This window comes from Streptomyces sp. WAC05292, from assembly GCF_003949955.1.
Classification (GTDB): Bacteria; Actinomycetota; Actinomycetes; order Streptomycetales; family Streptomycetaceae; genus Streptomyces; species Streptomyces globosus.
This window is the reverse complement of the sequence record NZ_RPSE01000032.1, coordinates 18101-32923: the sequence shown is the minus strand read 5'-3', so window position 1 is coordinate 32923 and position 14823 is coordinate 18101. Positions and strand designations below refer to the sequence as shown.

The window sequence follows — 14823 nt, the reverse complement described above, 5'->3', positions numbered from 1 at the left end:
CGCTCGGCTCGGGGCTCTTCGAGGGGCTCGGGGAGGCCGACTCCGCGGGTTCGTCGGACCGCGTGACGCACGGGCCGGGGGCGAAGGGGATCTCCTTGTCGTCGGCCACCGCCAGCTTGGGGGCGATGCCCATCCCGACGAACACGGCCGTCGGCATGGCCGCCAGGGCCATGGTCCTGCCGACGGGTATCTGGATCTTGTTCAGCAGCGACTTGCGGGGCGCGGCGTGCCGCGGTCCCCTTCTCTCACGGGACTCTTCGCTCGGGGCCACGCCCGGCTGCGTCTCGTCACCCCGCACGGTTCCTCCCGCCATCGGCGTGGGCAGTCGTTTCGCTCGCGTATGCCGTTTCCGTCAGGCGGGGAGCCGGGATGCCCTGGGGGCCGCCTGCCGTCATCTCCGCCTTGCCCGTGTCACCGGCCGGCGCCGCGTCGGTCTCGTCTGCCGGGGCGCCGGGCGCCCAGGCCAGTGCCAGCGCACCACCGACCATCGCGAAGCCGAAGCCGATGAAGAAGCCGCCGAGGTTGGACACCGGCAGGGACACCAGTGCCAGCAGGATCGAGGCGACCCCCGCGAACACGCGGATGCCCTGCTGGAACCAGAGGGCCAGACCCAGGGTGATGAGCAGGACGCCGATGATCAGCGACCCGGAGCCGGCCGTCGTCGCCATCGCGAGGGTGACGTTGCCCAGCCGGAGGTCCGCGTACGGGAAGTACGTGATCGGGAAGCCGCCGATGAGCGTGAACAGGCCGGCCCAGAAGGGACGGCGACCGCTCCAGGCGTGGAAGCGGTAGTACACCGCGGTGAGCCAAGCGTCATCCGAGCGGCGAACGTAGACCGGGGCCTGGGGGTTCATGGGCTACAGCTCCTGGAAACGGTGGTACGGAGAACTCTGTGGAGTCCGGACGGGCGCGCTGTGCGCCCGCCCGTCCGGTCGGCACCAGAACGGATCAGTTGACTTCAGAGTCCTGGTAGCACGGCTGGTCGCCGCCCATGAGGCGCAGCTTCAGGTTGGGCAGCTTGAAGGTGCCCGCCGTGGTGGCCCACGCCTTCTGCTTCACGTCCGTGAGGATCGCCTTGTCGGCGCGCTGCGAGAACGCGTACTTGTTGGCGACCGTGCCCGCCTGCGGCTTGGTCTTGTGGCTCTCGTCACCCACGGCGACACCGATGTCGAGGTTCTCGAACTCGGCGTTCGTGTCGAGCTCCGCGACGTCCAGGTAGATGTTCGTCGCCTCGGCCGGCGTGCCCTTGTGGCCCGTCCGCAGCTGGAGCGTGATGTTGCCCAGCGGGGTCGGCGTCACCAGGGACTGGCACATGTTGGTGATCTTGGCCTTGCTGAACCCGGAGATGGTGACCGGGTGGTGCGCCGGGTTCCCCTTGAGGTCGTGCCCCTCGGCGATGCCGCCGTACTGGATGAGGTTGTCACCTTCCAGCTTGTCGGCCCTGACCTTGAAGTCCTGGCCGGACACGCTGAACGACGCCGCGAGGGCGCCCTGCGACAGACCCACGCCGACCGCGGCGGTCGCCGCGATGCTCGGCACCATGACGAGCGCGAAGCGCTTCCATCTGGTCCCGCCACGAACCTGAGAACTCATTTCGTTCCTCCTTCTCGGACGTACATCTCCGGTCCGGGCAGCGCCCGACCTGGGATGGGAGAAGTGCTACGTCCTCGGGAAGGAGCGCAGGCGGCCGTACCGCGGCCGTACCGCGTCCGATGCACCGGCGTTCACCCCCGAGCGACAACCACTGGCCGCGCGTTCGCACGACCTGGAGGACAGGCTCCGCCGGGTGCGGCGAAGACCCCCCTGTCCCGCGGACGGTGCCGCTGCACCGGCCGGCCCGGTGGGGACCCTGCCCCGCGGCGCCGCGTGCGGCTCTGCGGGAAGGACCGAGCGTCGCCGATCGTGGTCCATTCCCGGCCGGGGCACAAGGGGTGTCGTTACTGGCGGGTAACGGCGAGATAACCGGGGTTTGGCGCGGCGCTGCCGGGTGGCGACGCAGGGTGCCACCCGTGGCCCCGGCAGATCGGGGGATTCCCGAACACTCCGGGCAGTTCAGGGAGGGAGGCTTACTGCGAGTAACAGCGGCCGCGTTTGCCAAGTTTTGGCAAAGCGCGGCCGTTGTTTGTCTCCGTGTCAACAAATCCCCGGCCGGTCCGCCACGGCGCGGCCGGGGGTCGGGCGCCGGCTAGAACAGCACCCGTGCGAGGGCCGCGCGCGCCTGTCCGACCCGGGGGTCGTCGGCGCCGATGACCTCGAACAGCTCCAGCAGCCGGACCCGTACGGCGTCCCGGTCCGCCCCGGCGGTGACGCGCACGGTGTCGACGAGGCGGCCGAAGGCGTCCTCGACGTGCCCGCCGACGAGGTCGAGGTCCGCGGCCGCGATCTGGGCCTGCGGGTCGGCCGGGTTCTCGGCGGCGGCGCGGCGCACGGCCTGCGGGTCGGCGCCCTGGACTCGGGCGAGGAGCTCGGCCTGCGCGAGGCCCAGCCGGGCCTCGGTGTTGGCCGGGTCGTCGGAGAGCACGTTCTTGTACGCCTGGATCGCGCCGGGCAGGTCGCCCGCGTCGAGGGCGGTGACGGCCGCCTCCAGCAGCGCGTCGTGCGGGCCGGCCGGAGCCGGCGCGGCGGCGGAGCCCGCCGGGGCGCCGCCCTCGGCGGCCGGGTCGACCTGGAGGCCGATGATGCCGAAGCGCTCCTCGGCGACCTGGACGAGCTGGGCGAGGGTGGCGCGGATCTCCTGCTCGGGGGCGACGCCCTGGAACAGCGGCAGCACCTGCCCGGCGACCACCGCGAACACCGCGGGGATGCCCTGGATGCCGAACTGCTGCATCAGCATCTGGTTGGCGTCGACGTCGACCTTGGCCATGACGAGGCGGCCGTTCGCCTCGACGACGAGGCGCTCCAGCAGCGGGCTGAGCTGCTTGCAGGGCTGGCACCACTCGGCCCAGAAGTCCAGGACGACCGGGACCTCGGAGGAGAGCTGGAGGACGTCGCGCTCGAAGCCGGCCTCGTCGACGTCGGTCACGAGGGCCGACGGCGGCACCGCGCCCGGGGCGGGGGCGCCGCCCTGCGCGGCCTGCCGGGCCGCTTCGGCGCGTGCCTGCTCGGCCTTCGCCTTGGCCTCGGCGGCCGCCTTCACCGCGGCGAGGTCGACGACGCCGCTCATGGACATGTTTCTGGGCTGCATGCGTACATCCTCCCCCGTGTGCCCGCGCCGACGAAAAACATCGGCCGAATTGCGTTCCCGCCCCGGACGGCCCGGCCGGCGGTGCGGTGTCGTACGGTCCTGCCGCAGTCCCGGCTTCCGGTCCTGCCGTGGTGTGGTGGCGCCGGGTCCCCACCTGGCGCCGGTAGCCCTTCGCGTGGTCGTCGCTCTTACGCTACGAGCCGTAGCGTAACTCCCCGGGGGGCCCGGCGTACCACCGCGGGCCGTGATCTGAAGCACACGATCGGGGGGCCCGGCGGTTCCGCTACTGGCGGGTATGGTCTGCGCCATGCCCAACGAGAGCACGCCGTCCGGTCGCACCGGCCGTCCCCGCAGCGCCGCTGCGGACGCCGCGATCCTCGCCGCGACGCGCGACGCCCTGGTCGAGCTGGGCTGGTCGAAGCTGACGATGAGCGACGTCTCGGCGCGGGCCGGCGTGGCGAAGACCACCCTGTACCGGCGCTGGGCGGGGAAGAACGAACTCGTCGTGGACGCCGTCGCCGAGCTCTTCGACTCCCTCGAACTCCCCGACCGGGGCTGCCTGGAGGCGGACGTCGAGGACGTGGTCCTCCAGTTCGCGGCGCTGCTGCGGCGGCCGGAGACGCGGACGGCCCTGATGGCGGTCGTCGCGGAGTCCACGCGCGATCCGGCACTGCGCGACCGCATCCGCTCGGCCATCGTGGACCGGCAGAAGCGCCTCGTCGTACTGGGCCGGGAGCGCGCCCAGGCGCGCGGGGAGCTGCCGCGGGAGCCCGACGAGGCCCTGGCGGAGCGCACCACCGACCTGATCTTCGACGTGATCGCCGGGACGGTGGTGCACCGGGCCCTGGTCAGCTCCGAGCCGGTGGACGACCTGTGGGCGGCGTCGTTCACGGCTCTGCTGATGCACGGCCTCCGGGGCGCCGCCGGCGCCTGACCCCGCTTCCGCCGACCGCCGGCGGGGAGCCCCGGCAACGGCGCCGGGCCGGCCGCGGCCGCAGCCCGGAGAGGGGGTGCGGACGCGGCCGGCCCGGAAGGAGCCGGCTGCGGCAGGGGCTCAGAAGCCCGGCGGCTCCGTGTAGGTGCCCCACTCGTCGCGCAGGGCGTTGCAGATCTCGCCGAGCGTGGCCTCGGCGCGCACCGCGTCGAGCATGGCCGGGATCATGTTGGAGCCGTCGCGCGCGGCGTCCAGCATCGCCTTGAGCGAGGCGGTCACCTTGGCGTCGTCGCGGCGGGCCTTGCGGTCGGCCAGGACGCGCACCTGCTCGCGCTCGACTTCGTGGCTGACGCGGAGGATCTCCAGGTCGCCGGTGACGGAGCCGTGGTGGACGTTGACGCCGACGACCCGCTTGTCGCCCTTCTCCAGGGCCCGCTGGTAGGCGAAGGCGGACTCGGCGATCTCGCCGGTGAACCAGCCGTCCTCGATGCCGCGCAGGATGCCCGAGGTGATCGGCCCGATGGGGTGCTTGCCGTCGGGGTGGGCGCGCAGGCCGCGCTCCTTGATCTGGTCGAAGATCTTCTCGGCGTCCGCCTCGATGCGGTCGGTGAGCTGCTCCACGTACCAGGAACCGCCGAGCGGGTCCGCCACGTTGGCGACGCCGGTCTCCTCCATCAGCACCTGCTGCGTGCGCAGGGCGATCTCGGCCGCCTGCTCGCTCGGGAGGGCCAGGGTCTCGTCGAGGGCGTTGGTGTGCAGGGAGTTCGTCCCGCCGAGGACGGCGGCGAGGGCCTCGACGGCCGTGCGCACCACGTTGTTGTAGGGCTGCTGCGCCGTCAGGGAGACGCCGGCGGTCTGCGTGTGGAAGCGCAGCCACATCGACTTCTCGTTCTGCGCGCCGTAGACCTCCTTCATCCAGCGGGCCCAGATGCGGCGGGCTGCGCGGAACTTGGCGATCTCCTCGAAGAAGTCGAGGTGGGCGTCGAAGAAGAAGGACAGGCCGGGCGCGAACGTGTCGACGTCCATGCCGCGGGAGAGGCCGAGCTCCACGTACCCGAAGCCGTCCGCGAGGGTGTAGGCGAGCTCCTGCGCGGCGGTCGCCCCGGCCTCGCGGATGTGGTAGCCGGACACGGACAGCGGCTTGTAGGCGGGGATGCCCTTGGCGCAGTACTCCATGAGGTCGCCGATGAGGCGCAGGTGCGGCTCGGGTTCGAAGAGCCACTCCTTCTGGGCGATGTACTCCTTGAAGATGTCCGTCTGGAGCGTGCCGTTGAGGACGGCGGGGTCGACGCCCTGGCGCTCGGCGGCCACGAGGTACATGCAGAAGGCGGGGACGGCGGGGCCCGAGATCGTCATGGAGGTCGTGACGTCGCCGAGGGGGATGTCCTTGAAGAGGACCTCCATGTCGGCGGCGGAGTCGATGGCGACGCCGCAGTGGCCGACCTCGCCGAGCGAGCGCGGGTCGTCGGAGTCGCGGCCCATGAGGGTCGGCATGTCGAAGGCGACGGAGAGCCCGCCGCCGCCGGCGGCCAGGATCATCTTGTAGCGCTCGTTGGTCTGCTCGGCGTTGCCGAAGCCGGCGAACTGGCGGATGGTCCAGGTCCGGCCCCGGTAGCCGGTGGCGTGCAGGCCGCGGGTGTACGGGTACTCGCCGGGCCAGCCGATGCGCTCGAAGCCCTCGTACGCATCTCCGGGCCGGGGGCCGTAGACGGGGTCGACGGCATCGCCGGAGAGCGTGGTGAAGTCGGCCTCGCGCTTGCGGGCCTTGTCGTAACGGGCCTGCCAGCGGCGGCGGCCCTCCTCGATGGCGTCAGCGTCCATGCTTCGAATTTACTAGGACGTCCTAGTAAATGTCGATGGGAAACCCCGGGGAGTCTCGCCACTCCCCGGGTTCCACCGCAGCAACGGGGGGTTTACGCCTTCGCGGGGGCCAGGCCGCCGTCGGTGATCAGCGGCTCGACGTCGGCGCGCACCTGGCGCTCGACGAAGAAGGCGGCCCCGGGGATGGTCCCGGAGACCATGACCCACAGCATCCGGCCGAAGGACCACTTGGCCTTGGAGCTCAGGTCCAGCGCGAACGCCAGGTAGATCATGAAGAGGATGCCGTGCGCCTGGGACACGACGAAGGTCAGGTCGGCGCCGGTGTCGAAGCCGTACTTGGCGACCATGCAGCCGCAGAGGATCAACAGCATGACGGCGGTCACGTAGGCCATCACCCGGTACCGGGTCAGCACGCTCTTCTTCATGGCCCCGAGCCTAGCCGCCCGCCCCGGCCGATCCGCCCCGGGGCGGTGTGAGCCCCGCTACCCCTCGCGGAAGTCCGCGGCCGCCACGCGCAGCGGCCGCAGCAGCGCGAAGATCTCCTGGCACTCCTCGGCGTCGTACGTGCCCAGCCCGAAGTCCATCGCCATCAGGTCCTTCGTCGCCGCCTCGACGACCTCGCGGCCCTTGTCGGTGATCGACGCGAGGGTGCCGCGGCCGTCGTTGGGGTTGGGCCGCTTCGCCACCAGGCCGGAGCGCACCAGCCGGTCCACCGTGTTCGTCACCGACGTCGGGTGCACCATCAGGCGCTCGCCGATCTTCGACATCGGCAGCTCGCCGGCCTTGGAGAAGGTGAGCAGCACGAGGGCCTCGTACCGCGCGAAGGTCAGTCCGTACGGCTTCACCACGGCGTCGACCTCGCCGAGCAGGATCTGGTGCGCCCGCATGATCGAGGTGATCGCGGCCATCGCCGGCGCGGGTCCCCAGCGCCGCTGCCAGAGCTCGTCGGCGCGGGCGATGGGATCGAAGGGGAGACTGAGCGGCTTGGACACGCATCCGACCCTACCCGGCGGTCATTTGGCGGCGGGGCCCGTCTCACTCCTCGGTCGTACGTCCCCTTCCGCGGCGGCGGGAGCGCGTACCGCACCCGAGGCACGCACCTCGGCGAGCAGCAGCAGGACGACACCGGTGCCGAGCAGGCCCGCGCCCGCGACGACCTGGTGGACCGGCAGGAACTCGGCGGCGAGCCCGGCCGGCGCCATGCCGATGCCCTGGAGCGCCATCAGGCCGGTGCCGAGCAGCGTCATCGCCCGGCCGCGCAGCTCCTCGGGGACGGCGTCGACCCACCACTGGTCGAGGCCGAGGGTGCGGGCGTGGGCCGGCCCGGCGGCGAGGAGCGCGGCGGCCACCACCGCCACCCCGGGGGGCGCACGCCGCTGGGCATCGCCCTGGCCGGCGGCGCTACCCCGCGGAGCGAGCCGGGTGAGGCAGCCCGGGGGGCAGCCCGGTGGGCGGTCCGTGCCCGCCGGGTGAGGGAGGGCGGGGACGCGGCCGGGCGCGGGTCGGCCGGGCGGGGACGCGGACGTGGCACCATGGCGCGGTCCGCGAGCCGTCCCTGCGCCCCGAGGAAGCCGGATGCCTGGCCGAAGCCGCCCCCGCAGACCCTTCGCCGCCGCCGCGGGCCTGGCGCTGCTGCTCGCCGCGGCCCCCGCGTGCTCGGCGCCGCAGCCGCGGCCGCAACCCCTGCCCGCGTCGCCTTCCGGGGACCGGCAGGCGGACGGTGCGGACGCCGGAGCCGGCGCGTCCGGGTCCCCGTTCTGGGTGGACCCGGACAGCCACGCGGCCCGGCAGGTCGCCGACTGGGAGGGCCGCGGCCGGGCCGCCGACGCCCAGGTGCTGCGCCGGATCTCGGAGCGGCCGATGGCCCTGTGGGGCGCCGGCGGCGATCCGGCGCCCGCGATCCGCAGGGCGGCCGCCGGCGCCGCGGCCGCGGGCCGGACCCTGGTCCTCGCCGCGTACAACATCCCGCACCGCGACTGCGGCCGGCACTCGGCGGGCGGCGCCCGGGACGCCGCCGCGTACCGGACGTGGATCGGCAGGTTCGCCGACGCGGTGGGGACGGCGAAGGCCGTCGTCGTCCTGGAGCCCGACGCCGTCCCGCACGTCGTCGACGGCTGCACCCCGGCCGCCCTGCACGAGGAGCGGTTCGCGCTGCTCTCCGAGGCCGTGGCCCGGCTGAAGCGGAACCCGCACACGAAGGTGTACCTGGACGCCGGGAACCCGGCCTGGCTGCCCGATCCGCAGCGGCTGGTCGATCCCCTGCGCCGGGCCGGGCTCGACCGGGCCGACGGGTTCGCACTGAACGTGGCCAACTTCCAGCCCGTCGAGGAGGCCCGCGCGTACGGGGCGCGGATCTCCGCGGCGACCGGCGGCAAGCACTTCGTCGTCGACACCAGCCGCAACGGGGCGGGGCCGCTGCCGGGCGGCGGGCCCGAGGCCTGGTGCAATCCGCCGGGCCGCGCCCTCGGCGCCCCGCCGACCGACCGGACGGGCGACCCGCTCGTGGACGCGTACCTGTGGGTCAAGCGGCCCGGCGAGTCGGACGGCACCTGCCGCGGCGGGCCGGCGGCCGGCACCTGGTGGCCCGACTACGCGCTCGGCCTGGCCCGCCGAGCCGTGCAGTGAGCCGGCCGCCCCGCCGCCCCGTCACCGCTCCGGCCGGGCGGCCGCCCGCACCGGCACCTTGATCCACTTCGCGGTGGACGGCGTCCCGGACGCGTCGACCGCGAACAGCATGTACCAGCCGGGCGGGACGAGCGTCGGGTCGGACGGCACCGTGAAGGTGACCGAGCCGTCCCCCCGGGACACGCCGAGCTCCACGGAGCGCTGCTCCACGTCGGTGGTGTGGGTGACCGCGCTGGGCCGCATCAGCCGCGCCCGTGCGATCCGCTCCGGGTGCGCCGTCGCGAAGGCGGCGCGGCCGTCCGCGCCGACCGTGTCCGGTCCCGCCCCCAGCTCCGGCCGGGCGGCCGGGTCGCGGTGCAGATAGGGAGGGGAGTACACCTCCAGGCGGTGCTCGAACTTGCCGAGCCGGGTGTTGTCCTTGTCCGCGAAGAGCGGGTCGGAGCCGAAGGTGGCCACCCGCCCGTCGGGGAGCAGCAGCGCCTCCGAGTGGTAGTTGCGGGCCACGGTCGGGGCCGCGGCGGCCGTGAAGGCGTCGGTGCGCGGGTCGTAGAACTGCGCCTTGAGGACGTCGCTGGCGCTGCGGCCGCGGTAGTCGCGGGAGCCGCCGGTGGTGAAGACGGTGTCGTCGGGGAGGAGCACGCTGCTCAGGTAGCGGGTGCCCTGCGGCAGCCGGGCCGCCGGCCGGAAGGCGGGAGCGGGCTGCTTCAGGTCGACGACGGCCGTCCTGGCCGTGGACAGCCGGGACTCCCCGACCCCGCCGCCGCCGAGCACCATCACCTTCTGGTCCTGCGCGGGCGGCAGCAGCACCGACGCGGACGTCTCCAGCTGATCGGCGTCCGCGAGCCCGCGGACCGGGGTGAACGTGTTGGAGGCCAGGTCCCACACGCCGGGCTCGCGGCCCTTGTCCGCGGGGCCGTAGCCGGCGTTGGAGCCGGTGTAGAGCAGCTTGCCGCCCTGGAGGAGGAAGAGGGAGGGGTAGGTGGGGAAGTAGCGGGAGGGGCCCTTGCTCCAGGTGCGGGTCTGCGGGTCGTAGAACTCGTTGTCGCCGGGGACGACGTGCCCGACGTCGTTGAGCCCGGACACCGCGAGCGCGCGTCCGTCGGGGAGCGCGACCAGCGTGGGGTACCAGCGGGCGTCCGCCATGGGGGCGACGGGCACGTACCGCTCCGCGACCGGGTCGAACTCGTAGGCCGACTTGATGCCCTGGAAGTCCTGCTTGTCGGTGCTGAGCCGCTCGGCGAGGCCGTAGACGTTGTCGGCGTCCTTCCCCTTCAGCCCGACGACCGCGTACTGGGCGGCCTGTGTGGTCAGGCCGCGGGCGCCCGGCTCGACCGCCTCGACGAAGACGCGCGCCTCGGAGGCCGTCACCTTCGTCTTCCAGGGCAGCGCCTGCCCGTCCCGGCCGTAGGTGATCTCGAACTCGCGCTTCGCCTTCGGCACGGTGACGTCGAAGCGGGCGGCGTACTCGACTCCGGACGGCGACCGGAAGCGGGTGCCCTTGCGCAGGGTGACCGCCTTGTCGGGGCTCTCGTTCTTGACGCGCATGGCGCCGCCCGCCCGGGTCACCTTGCCGTCGAGGACCTCGTACCGGGCGGTGCCGCCGGCCACGAGGAGGCGGCCGTCGGGCAGCTGGCTGTGGCCGGCGCAGAAGAAGTCCTCCGGTGTCGGGATCTTCTTGAAGGCGTCGGTGCGCGGGTCCCACAGGACCGTCTCGAAGGTGCCCTTGTCGAAGTTCTCCTGGTCGTTGCCGGAGCCGGCGATCAGCAGGACCTTGCCGGTGTGCAGGAGGGCGGCGTGCATGGCGTTGATGCGGCGGTCCTTCGGCAGGTCGACGAGCGACCAGGAGCCGTACTGCAGCCGGTAGGCGGGCCGCGCGATCCGGTACGCGTGGTAGCGCTCCTGCGCGAAGGACAGCGCGGCGGGCGCGTTGAGCGCGGCGAGGACGACCACGGCCGCGGTGCCGAGCAGGGTGTTCTTGAACTGCCGTGAGGGACGGTACGCCATGGGTCAGTTCCCTCCTGTCGGGGCGAACGCCGCCTCCGGCTCGTCGCCGGGCCCGGCGCCGCGGCCCGGCTCGGGGGTGCGGGACCGGGCGGCGGCCCGGCGGGCGCGCAGCACCGACGCCGCCCACACGGCGGGCGGTGCCAGGCAGACGAGCAGCGCGAGGACGGCCCAGGTGCGCATCGCGGCGTGGGTGTGGCCGAGGCGGGCGGAGGCCGCCAGGGAGAGGGCCAGCACGGCCGCCCAGGCGAAGTGGATGCGGAAGGAGGCCGCCCGGTCGGTGCCGGCGGCCGCTCCCTTGGGGGTGACGACGAACCGCCCCTCGGTGCGCAGCACGGCCGAGGCGAGGGAGGCGAGGTAGACGGGCGCGCAGACGGCGGACATCGCGATGCCGGCCAGTCCGCCGGAGCCGGCGGGCTCGTGCGGCGAGACGTTGTGCCGGCGGTTCCACAGGTAGAGGCCGACCTGGAGGGCGGCGGCGTCGGTGTAGAGCATGAGCCACACGTCGGCGGAGACCTGGGTGCCGGAGGCCCCGAACCACAGGAACAGCACGCAGCTGAGGACGCCGAGGAGCCAGTTCACGGCCGTCATCGGGTAGTACACGAGCATCAGCGTGTAGTTGAGGAGCCGGCCCGGCGGCATCCGGAAGAAGCCCTTCCAGTACTGCGTGAGGAGGGTCTCGTACGTCCCCCGGGACCAGCGCAGCTGCTGGGTGAAGAAGTCGGTCCAGGAGGCCGGGCCCTCGCCGACGGCGAGCACGTCCGGGGTGTAGACCGACCGCCAGTACCGGCCGGTGGCCGGGTTGCGCCGGCGGTGTATCTCGAAGCCGGTGGCCATGTCCTCGGTGATGGAGTCGCGGAACCCTCCGGCCTGCCGGAGGGCGCTGATCCGCACGGCGTTGTTGGTGCCGACGAACATGGGCGCCCCGTAGCGGTTGCCGGCCCGCTGGATCAGCGCGTGGAAGAGGTACTGCTGGGACTCGGCGGCCTTGGTGACGGCGGCGGTGTAGTTGCCGTACACCTGCGGGCCGACGACGAAGGCGGTGTCGGGGTCGCGGAAGTAGCCGAGCATCCGCTCCAGGTAGTTCGGCAGCGGGCGGTGGTCGGTGTCGACGGAGGCGAGGAACTCGTAGGCGCCGCCGTGCGCCGCGAGCCAGGCGTTGTAGTTGCCGTGCTTGGTGCGCGCCCGGTGGGGTCCGCGCGCGGTGTTCCAGGCCGGCACCCCCTTGCGGGTGAAGTGGTGCACGCCGAGCTCGGCGCACAGCGCCCTGGCCTCGGGGTCGTCGCCCTCGTCGAGCAGCCACACGTCGAGGTGCCCGTCGTGGCGCAGGTCCACGGCCGCCCGGAGGGTGTCCCGCACCAGGGTGAGGGGCTCCTTGCCGGGGACGTACGTCGTGAGGAACGCGACCCGGGTCCCCGGCTCGGGCGGTACGGGGACGGGGTCCCGGGCGGTCATCGTCGCGTGGGCGATCGACACGACGTTGACCAGCATGAAGAGCATGATCACGCCGATGCAGGCGAGCATCGCGGTGTCGAGGTGCACCAGCCACCACTCGCCGCCCTCGCGGACGGTGCGGTGGGAGGGCCAGACGAGGTAGAGCAGCAGCCCGGCGGCGGCGACGGGCGCGAGCGCCATCAGCAGGACGGCCCGTATTCGCGTGCCCCGCTCCTCCCGGGACAGCAGCGTCCGGTACCGGACCCGCGGCCCGCCGGCATCCGGATCCGCGAACGGACCGGCGAGACGGCTGTGGAGCTCGTAGTCGTAGTCGTCGTCCGGTCGCACGGCCCCTCCCGGTGCTCGAACCCGAGGCTTGGTACCCCCACGAAAGGGGACCCGGGAGGGGGTGTCGAACGGGACTCCCCCGACGGGGGGGTTCCGCGCCGCGGGCCGCGGCCGGGGCCGTACGGGTGAGGCGGGCTCGCGCAGCGGGCCCGGGAGGGTCCGTGCCGGGAGGGCAGCACGGAAAGCGGCGCCGCATCCGCGGCCCCCGGCCGGAGGGGACCCGCCGCCGGAGCCCGTACCGCACGGGGCCGGACTCCGCACGCGGGAAGGCCCCGGATCCGGGGCCGCGGCGCGCAAGCCGCGGGCCCCGCGGGAACCCCGGCCCCCTCCTGCCGCAGGGCCGTTCGGCCCTGCACCGGAAGCGGCCGAACGGCGGCGCGGGTCAAGCCAGGTGGCGCTCCACGGTGGCCACCTTCGACTCCAGGCCGTCGGCCACCCCGGGGCGGATGTCCGCCTTGAGGACGAGCGACACCCGCGGGGCCCGCTCCTCGACGACGGCCACGGCGCGCCGGACGACGTCCATGACCTGGTCCCATTCGCCCTCGACCGAGGTGAACATGGCGTCCGTGCGGTTCGGCAGCCCCGACTCGCGGACCACGCGCACCGCGTCCGCGACGTACTCGCCCACGTCTTCGCCGACCCCCAGCGGGGTCACGGAGAACGCGACGATCATGCGTTCGCCGCTTCGCGGCCCGGGCGGGCGGCTGCCACCAGCTCGGCCTCGTCGCGCTTGAGGATGCGGTCGCCGTACAGGCCGCCGAAGGGGATCACCGCGAGGAGGAAGAACAGGGCCGCCTTCTTGAAGGGCCACTTCGCCTTGTTCCACGCGTCCAGCAGGAACAGCACGTACACGACGAAGAGGAAGCCGTGCAGGGCGCCCAGCGGCGGCATCAGGTAGTCGATGTCCGAGATCCGGCTCAGCAGCGAGCCGAAGATCAGCAGGGCCGGGAACGACAGCGCCTCGGGGACCGAGACGAGGCGCAGCCGGTGCAGGGCGGAGGCGGTCTTGATGTCCATCTTCAACCTTCGGGGGTGGCGGCTCGGGCCGTCCCAGTGTCTCAGCCTCTTTGCCGGATCTTGACCCGGGGGCCCGGGTCCCGCCCGTGCTGCCGCCGTCCGGCGGGTGCCGGTGCCGGAGGAGGGGCCCTGTTCGCCTCCGCACGCTGCGGCTAACGTCATCCCGTGGCTCAGTTCCGACTCCAAGGCAGCAAGGTGCTCGCCGTCGACCTGACCGGGGATGCCGTGAAAGCGAAGAACGGCTCCATGGTTGCGTACGACGGCCAGATGGCCTTCAAGAAGATGACAGGCGGCGGCGAAGGCCTTCGCGGCATGGTGACGCGCCGGCTGACCGGCGAGCAGATGACGGTGATGGAGGTGCAGGGGCACGGCACGTGCTTCTTCGCCGACCGCGCGAGCGAGATCAACCTCGTCAGCCTGCACGGCGAGAAGCTCTACGTGGAGTCCAGCAACCTCCTGTGCACCGACGCCGGCCTGCGCACCGGCACCACCTTCACCGGCCTGCGCGGCGGGGCGACGGGCAACGGCCTGTTCACCACGACCGTCGAGGGCACCGGGCAGGCGGCGATCATGTCGGACGGCCCGGCGGTGGTGCTGCGCGTCAGCTCCCAGTACCCGCTCTCCGTCGACCCGGGGGCGTACATCGCGCACACGGGCGACCTGCGGCAGTCGTTCCAGTCGGGGGTGACCTTCCGCACACTGATCGGCGAGGGGTCCGGCGAGGCGTTCCAGATCCGTTTCGAGGGCGAGGGCCTGGTGTACGTGCAGCCCAGCGAGCGCAACACCGTCGGGGGCGACGTCTGATGCCGTTCCGCGAGATCAACTCGAAGATGGTCGAGGCGCAGATCGTGCCGGGGCAGACCCTGTACAGCCAGCGGGGCGCGATGCTCGCCTACCGCGGCAGCGTGTCGTTCACGCCGAGCATCACCGGCGGCCAGGGCGGCGTCATGGGCATGATCGGCCGGCGCGTGGCGAACGAGCAGACGCCGCTGATGACGGTGGAGGGCAGCGGGACGGTGATGTTCGGCCACGGCGGCCACCACGTCCAGGTCATCCACCTCACCGGCGAGACGCTGTACGTCGAGGCGGACCGGCTGCTGGCCTTCGACGGCACCCTCCAGCAGGGCACGATGTTCATGGGCTCGCAAGGCGGTGTCATGGGCATGGTGCGCGGCCAGGTGACCGGGCAGGGCCTGTTCACCACCACCCTCAAGGGGCACGGCTCGGTGGCCGTGATGGCGCACGGCGGGGTGATCGAGCTCCCCATCACCCCGAACCGCCCGGTCCACGTCGACCCGCAGGCGTACGTGGCCCATCACGGGGACGTCAGGAACAAGCTCTCCACCGCGCTCGGGTGGCGCGACATGGTGGGGCGCGGCTCGGGCGAGGCGTTCCAGCTGGAGCTGTCGGGCCAGGGTGTGGTGTACGTGCAGGCGTCGGAGGAGAAGCTGTGAACTTT

The 14823-nt window shown here is 73.0% G+C and carries 14 protein-coding genes and 2 pseudogenes; 4 read left to right on the top strand and 12 right to left on the bottom strand.

The window, feature by feature from the left end; genetic code table 11:
- The 4 genes and pseudogenes from EF903_RS06600 to EF903_RS06585 all read right to left on the bottom strand — a co-directional run.
- Window positions 1-298, bottom strand: a pseudogene (locus EF903_RS06600) (hypothetical protein); the annotation flags it as partial.
- Window positions 288-854: a DUF6114 domain-containing protein gene (locus EF903_RS06595; RefSeq protein ID WP_125541864.1), complete on the bottom strand. Its 567-nt coding sequence runs from the start codon at window positions 852-854 to the stop codon at window positions 288-290. The pseudogene EF903_RS06600 and the gene EF903_RS06595, both read right to left, overlap by 11 nt.
- A gap of 94 nt (window positions 855-948) precedes the next feature.
- Window positions 949-1593: a DUF6230 family protein gene (locus EF903_RS06590; RefSeq protein WP_125541862.1), complete on the bottom strand. Its 645-nt coding sequence runs from the start codon at window positions 1591-1593 to the stop codon at window positions 949-951.
- 592 nt (window positions 1594-2185) lie between these two features.
- Window positions 2186-3184, bottom strand: coding sequence for a tetratricopeptide repeat protein (locus tag EF903_RS06585; protein ID WP_125541860.1), 999 nt, complete (start codon window positions 3182-3184; stop codon window positions 2186-2188).
- A gap of 307 nt (window positions 3185-3491) precedes the next feature.
- On the opposite strand from EF903_RS06585, the gene EF903_RS06580 reads away from it, so the two are divergent.
- Window positions 3492-4118, top strand: coding sequence for a TetR/AcrR family transcriptional regulator (locus EF903_RS06580; protein WP_125541858.1), 627 nt, complete (start codon window positions 3492-3494; stop codon window positions 4116-4118).
- A 120-nt stretch (window positions 4119-4238) separates the two neighbouring features.
- Here the strand turns inward: EF903_RS06580 and EF903_RS06575 are convergent, their stop codons facing one another.
- From EF903_RS06575 to EF903_RS06560, 4 genes and pseudogenes are all read right to left on the bottom strand, one after another.
- The gene (locus EF903_RS06575; RefSeq protein WP_125541856.1) at window positions 4239-5939 is read right to left on the bottom strand and encodes a methylmalonyl-CoA mutase; all 1701 of its coding nucleotides are present in this window, start codon (window positions 5937-5939) and stop codon (window positions 4239-4241) included.
- A 92-nt stretch (window positions 5940-6031) separates the two neighbouring features.
- Window positions 6032-6364 (bottom strand): DUF3817 domain-containing protein, encoded by a 333-nt coding sequence (locus EF903_RS06570; protein ID WP_125541854.1) that lies wholly within the window; start codon window positions 6362-6364, stop codon window positions 6032-6034.
- A 57-nt stretch (window positions 6365-6421) separates the two neighbouring features.
- Window positions 6422-6931, bottom strand: a complete 510-nt coding sequence (locus tag EF903_RS06565) for a MarR family winged helix-turn-helix transcriptional regulator (protein WP_125541852.1) — start codon at window positions 6929-6931, stop codon at window positions 6422-6424.
- A gap of 21 nt (window positions 6932-6952) precedes the next feature.
- A pseudogene (locus EF903_RS06560) lies at window positions 6953-7303 on the bottom strand (MFS transporter); the annotation flags it as partial.
- Window positions 7304-7514: 211 nt separating this feature from the next.
- Here EF903_RS06560 and EF903_RS06555 point away from each other — a divergent pair.
- Window positions 7515-8564, top strand: coding sequence for a glycoside hydrolase family 6 protein (locus EF903_RS06555; RefSeq protein ID WP_125541850.1), 1050 nt, complete (start codon window positions 7515-7517; stop codon window positions 8562-8564).
- A gap of 21 nt (window positions 8565-8585) precedes the next feature.
- Here the strand turns inward: EF903_RS06555 and EF903_RS06550 are convergent, their stop codons facing one another.
- From EF903_RS06550 to EF903_RS06535, 4 genes are all read right to left on the bottom strand, one after another.
- On the bottom strand, window positions 8586-10568 hold the full coding sequence (locus tag EF903_RS06550) for a kelch motif-containing protein (RefSeq protein ID WP_125541848.1): 1983 nt from the start codon (window positions 10566-10568) through the stop codon (window positions 8586-8588).
- Between the two features lie 3 nt (window positions 10569-10571).
- Complete coding sequence (locus EF903_RS06545) at window positions 10572-12347, bottom strand: cellulose synthase catalytic subunit (RefSeq protein WP_260614900.1); 1776 nt, start codon at window positions 12345-12347, stop codon at window positions 10572-10574.
- Window positions 12348-12729: 382 nt separating this feature from the next.
- Complete coding sequence (locus EF903_RS06540) at window positions 12730-13020, bottom strand: MTH1187 family thiamine-binding protein (protein WP_125541846.1); 291 nt, start codon at window positions 13018-13020, stop codon at window positions 12730-12732.
- Window positions 13017-13364, bottom strand: coding sequence for a DUF3817 domain-containing protein (locus EF903_RS06535; protein ID WP_125541844.1), 348 nt, complete (start codon window positions 13362-13364; stop codon window positions 13017-13019). The genes EF903_RS06540 and EF903_RS06535 overlap by 4 nt, the downstream gene beginning before the upstream one ends.
- Window positions 13365-13529: 165 nt before the next feature.
- Between EF903_RS06535 and EF903_RS06530 the strand changes: the two genes are divergently transcribed.
- Window positions 13530-14168, top strand: coding sequence for an AIM24 family protein (locus EF903_RS06530; RefSeq protein WP_125541842.1), 639 nt, complete (start codon window positions 13530-13532; stop codon window positions 14166-14168).
- On the top strand, window positions 14168-14818 hold the full coding sequence (locus EF903_RS06525) for an AIM24 family protein (RefSeq protein WP_125541840.1): 651 nt from the start codon (window positions 14168-14170) through the stop codon (window positions 14816-14818). Before EF903_RS06530 ends, EF903_RS06525 begins: the two co-directional genes overlap by 1 nt.
- Window positions 14819-14823: the final 5 nt, after the last annotated feature.

Coding starts and splice junctions, on each gene's coding strand:
- EF903_RS06555 (WP_125541850.1), top strand. CDS start 7,515: ATGCCTGGCCGAAGCCGCCCCCGCAGACCCTTCGCCGCCGCCGCGGGC.
- EF903_RS06595 (WP_125541864.1), bottom strand. CDS start 854: ATGAACCCCCAGGCCCCGGTCTACGTTCGCCGCTCGGATGACGCTTGG.
- EF903_RS06585 (WP_125541860.1), bottom strand. CDS start 3,184: ATGCAGCCCAGAAACATGTCCATGAGCGGCGTCGTCGACCTCGCCGCG.
- EF903_RS06525 (WP_125541840.1), top strand. CDS start 14,168: ATGCCGTTCCGCGAGATCAACTCGAAGATGGTCGAGGCGCAGATCGTG.
- EF903_RS06590 (WP_125541862.1), bottom strand. CDS start 1,593: ATGAGTTCTCAGGTTCGTGGCGGGACCAGATGGAAGCGCTTCGCGCTC.
- EF903_RS06540 (WP_125541846.1), bottom strand. CDS start 13,020: ATGATCGTCGCGTTCTCCGTGACCCCGCTGGGGGTCGGCGAAGACGTG.
- EF903_RS06580 (WP_125541858.1), top strand. CDS start 3,492: ATGCCCAACGAGAGCACGCCGTCCGGTCGCACCGGCCGTCCCCGCAGC.
- EF903_RS06570 (WP_125541854.1), bottom strand. CDS start 6,364: ATGAAGAAGAGCGTGCTGACCCGGTACCGGGTGATGGCCTACGTGACC.
- EF903_RS06575 (WP_125541856.1), bottom strand. CDS start 5,939: ATGGACGCTGACGCCATCGAGGAGGGCCGCCGCCGCTGGCAGGCCCGT.
- EF903_RS06550 (WP_125541848.1), bottom strand. CDS start 10,568: ATGGCGTACCGTCCCTCACGGCAGTTCAAGAACACCCTGCTCGGCACC.
- EF903_RS06535 (WP_125541844.1), bottom strand. CDS start 13,364: ATGGACATCAAGACCGCCTCCGCCCTGCACCGGCTGCGCCTCGTCTCG.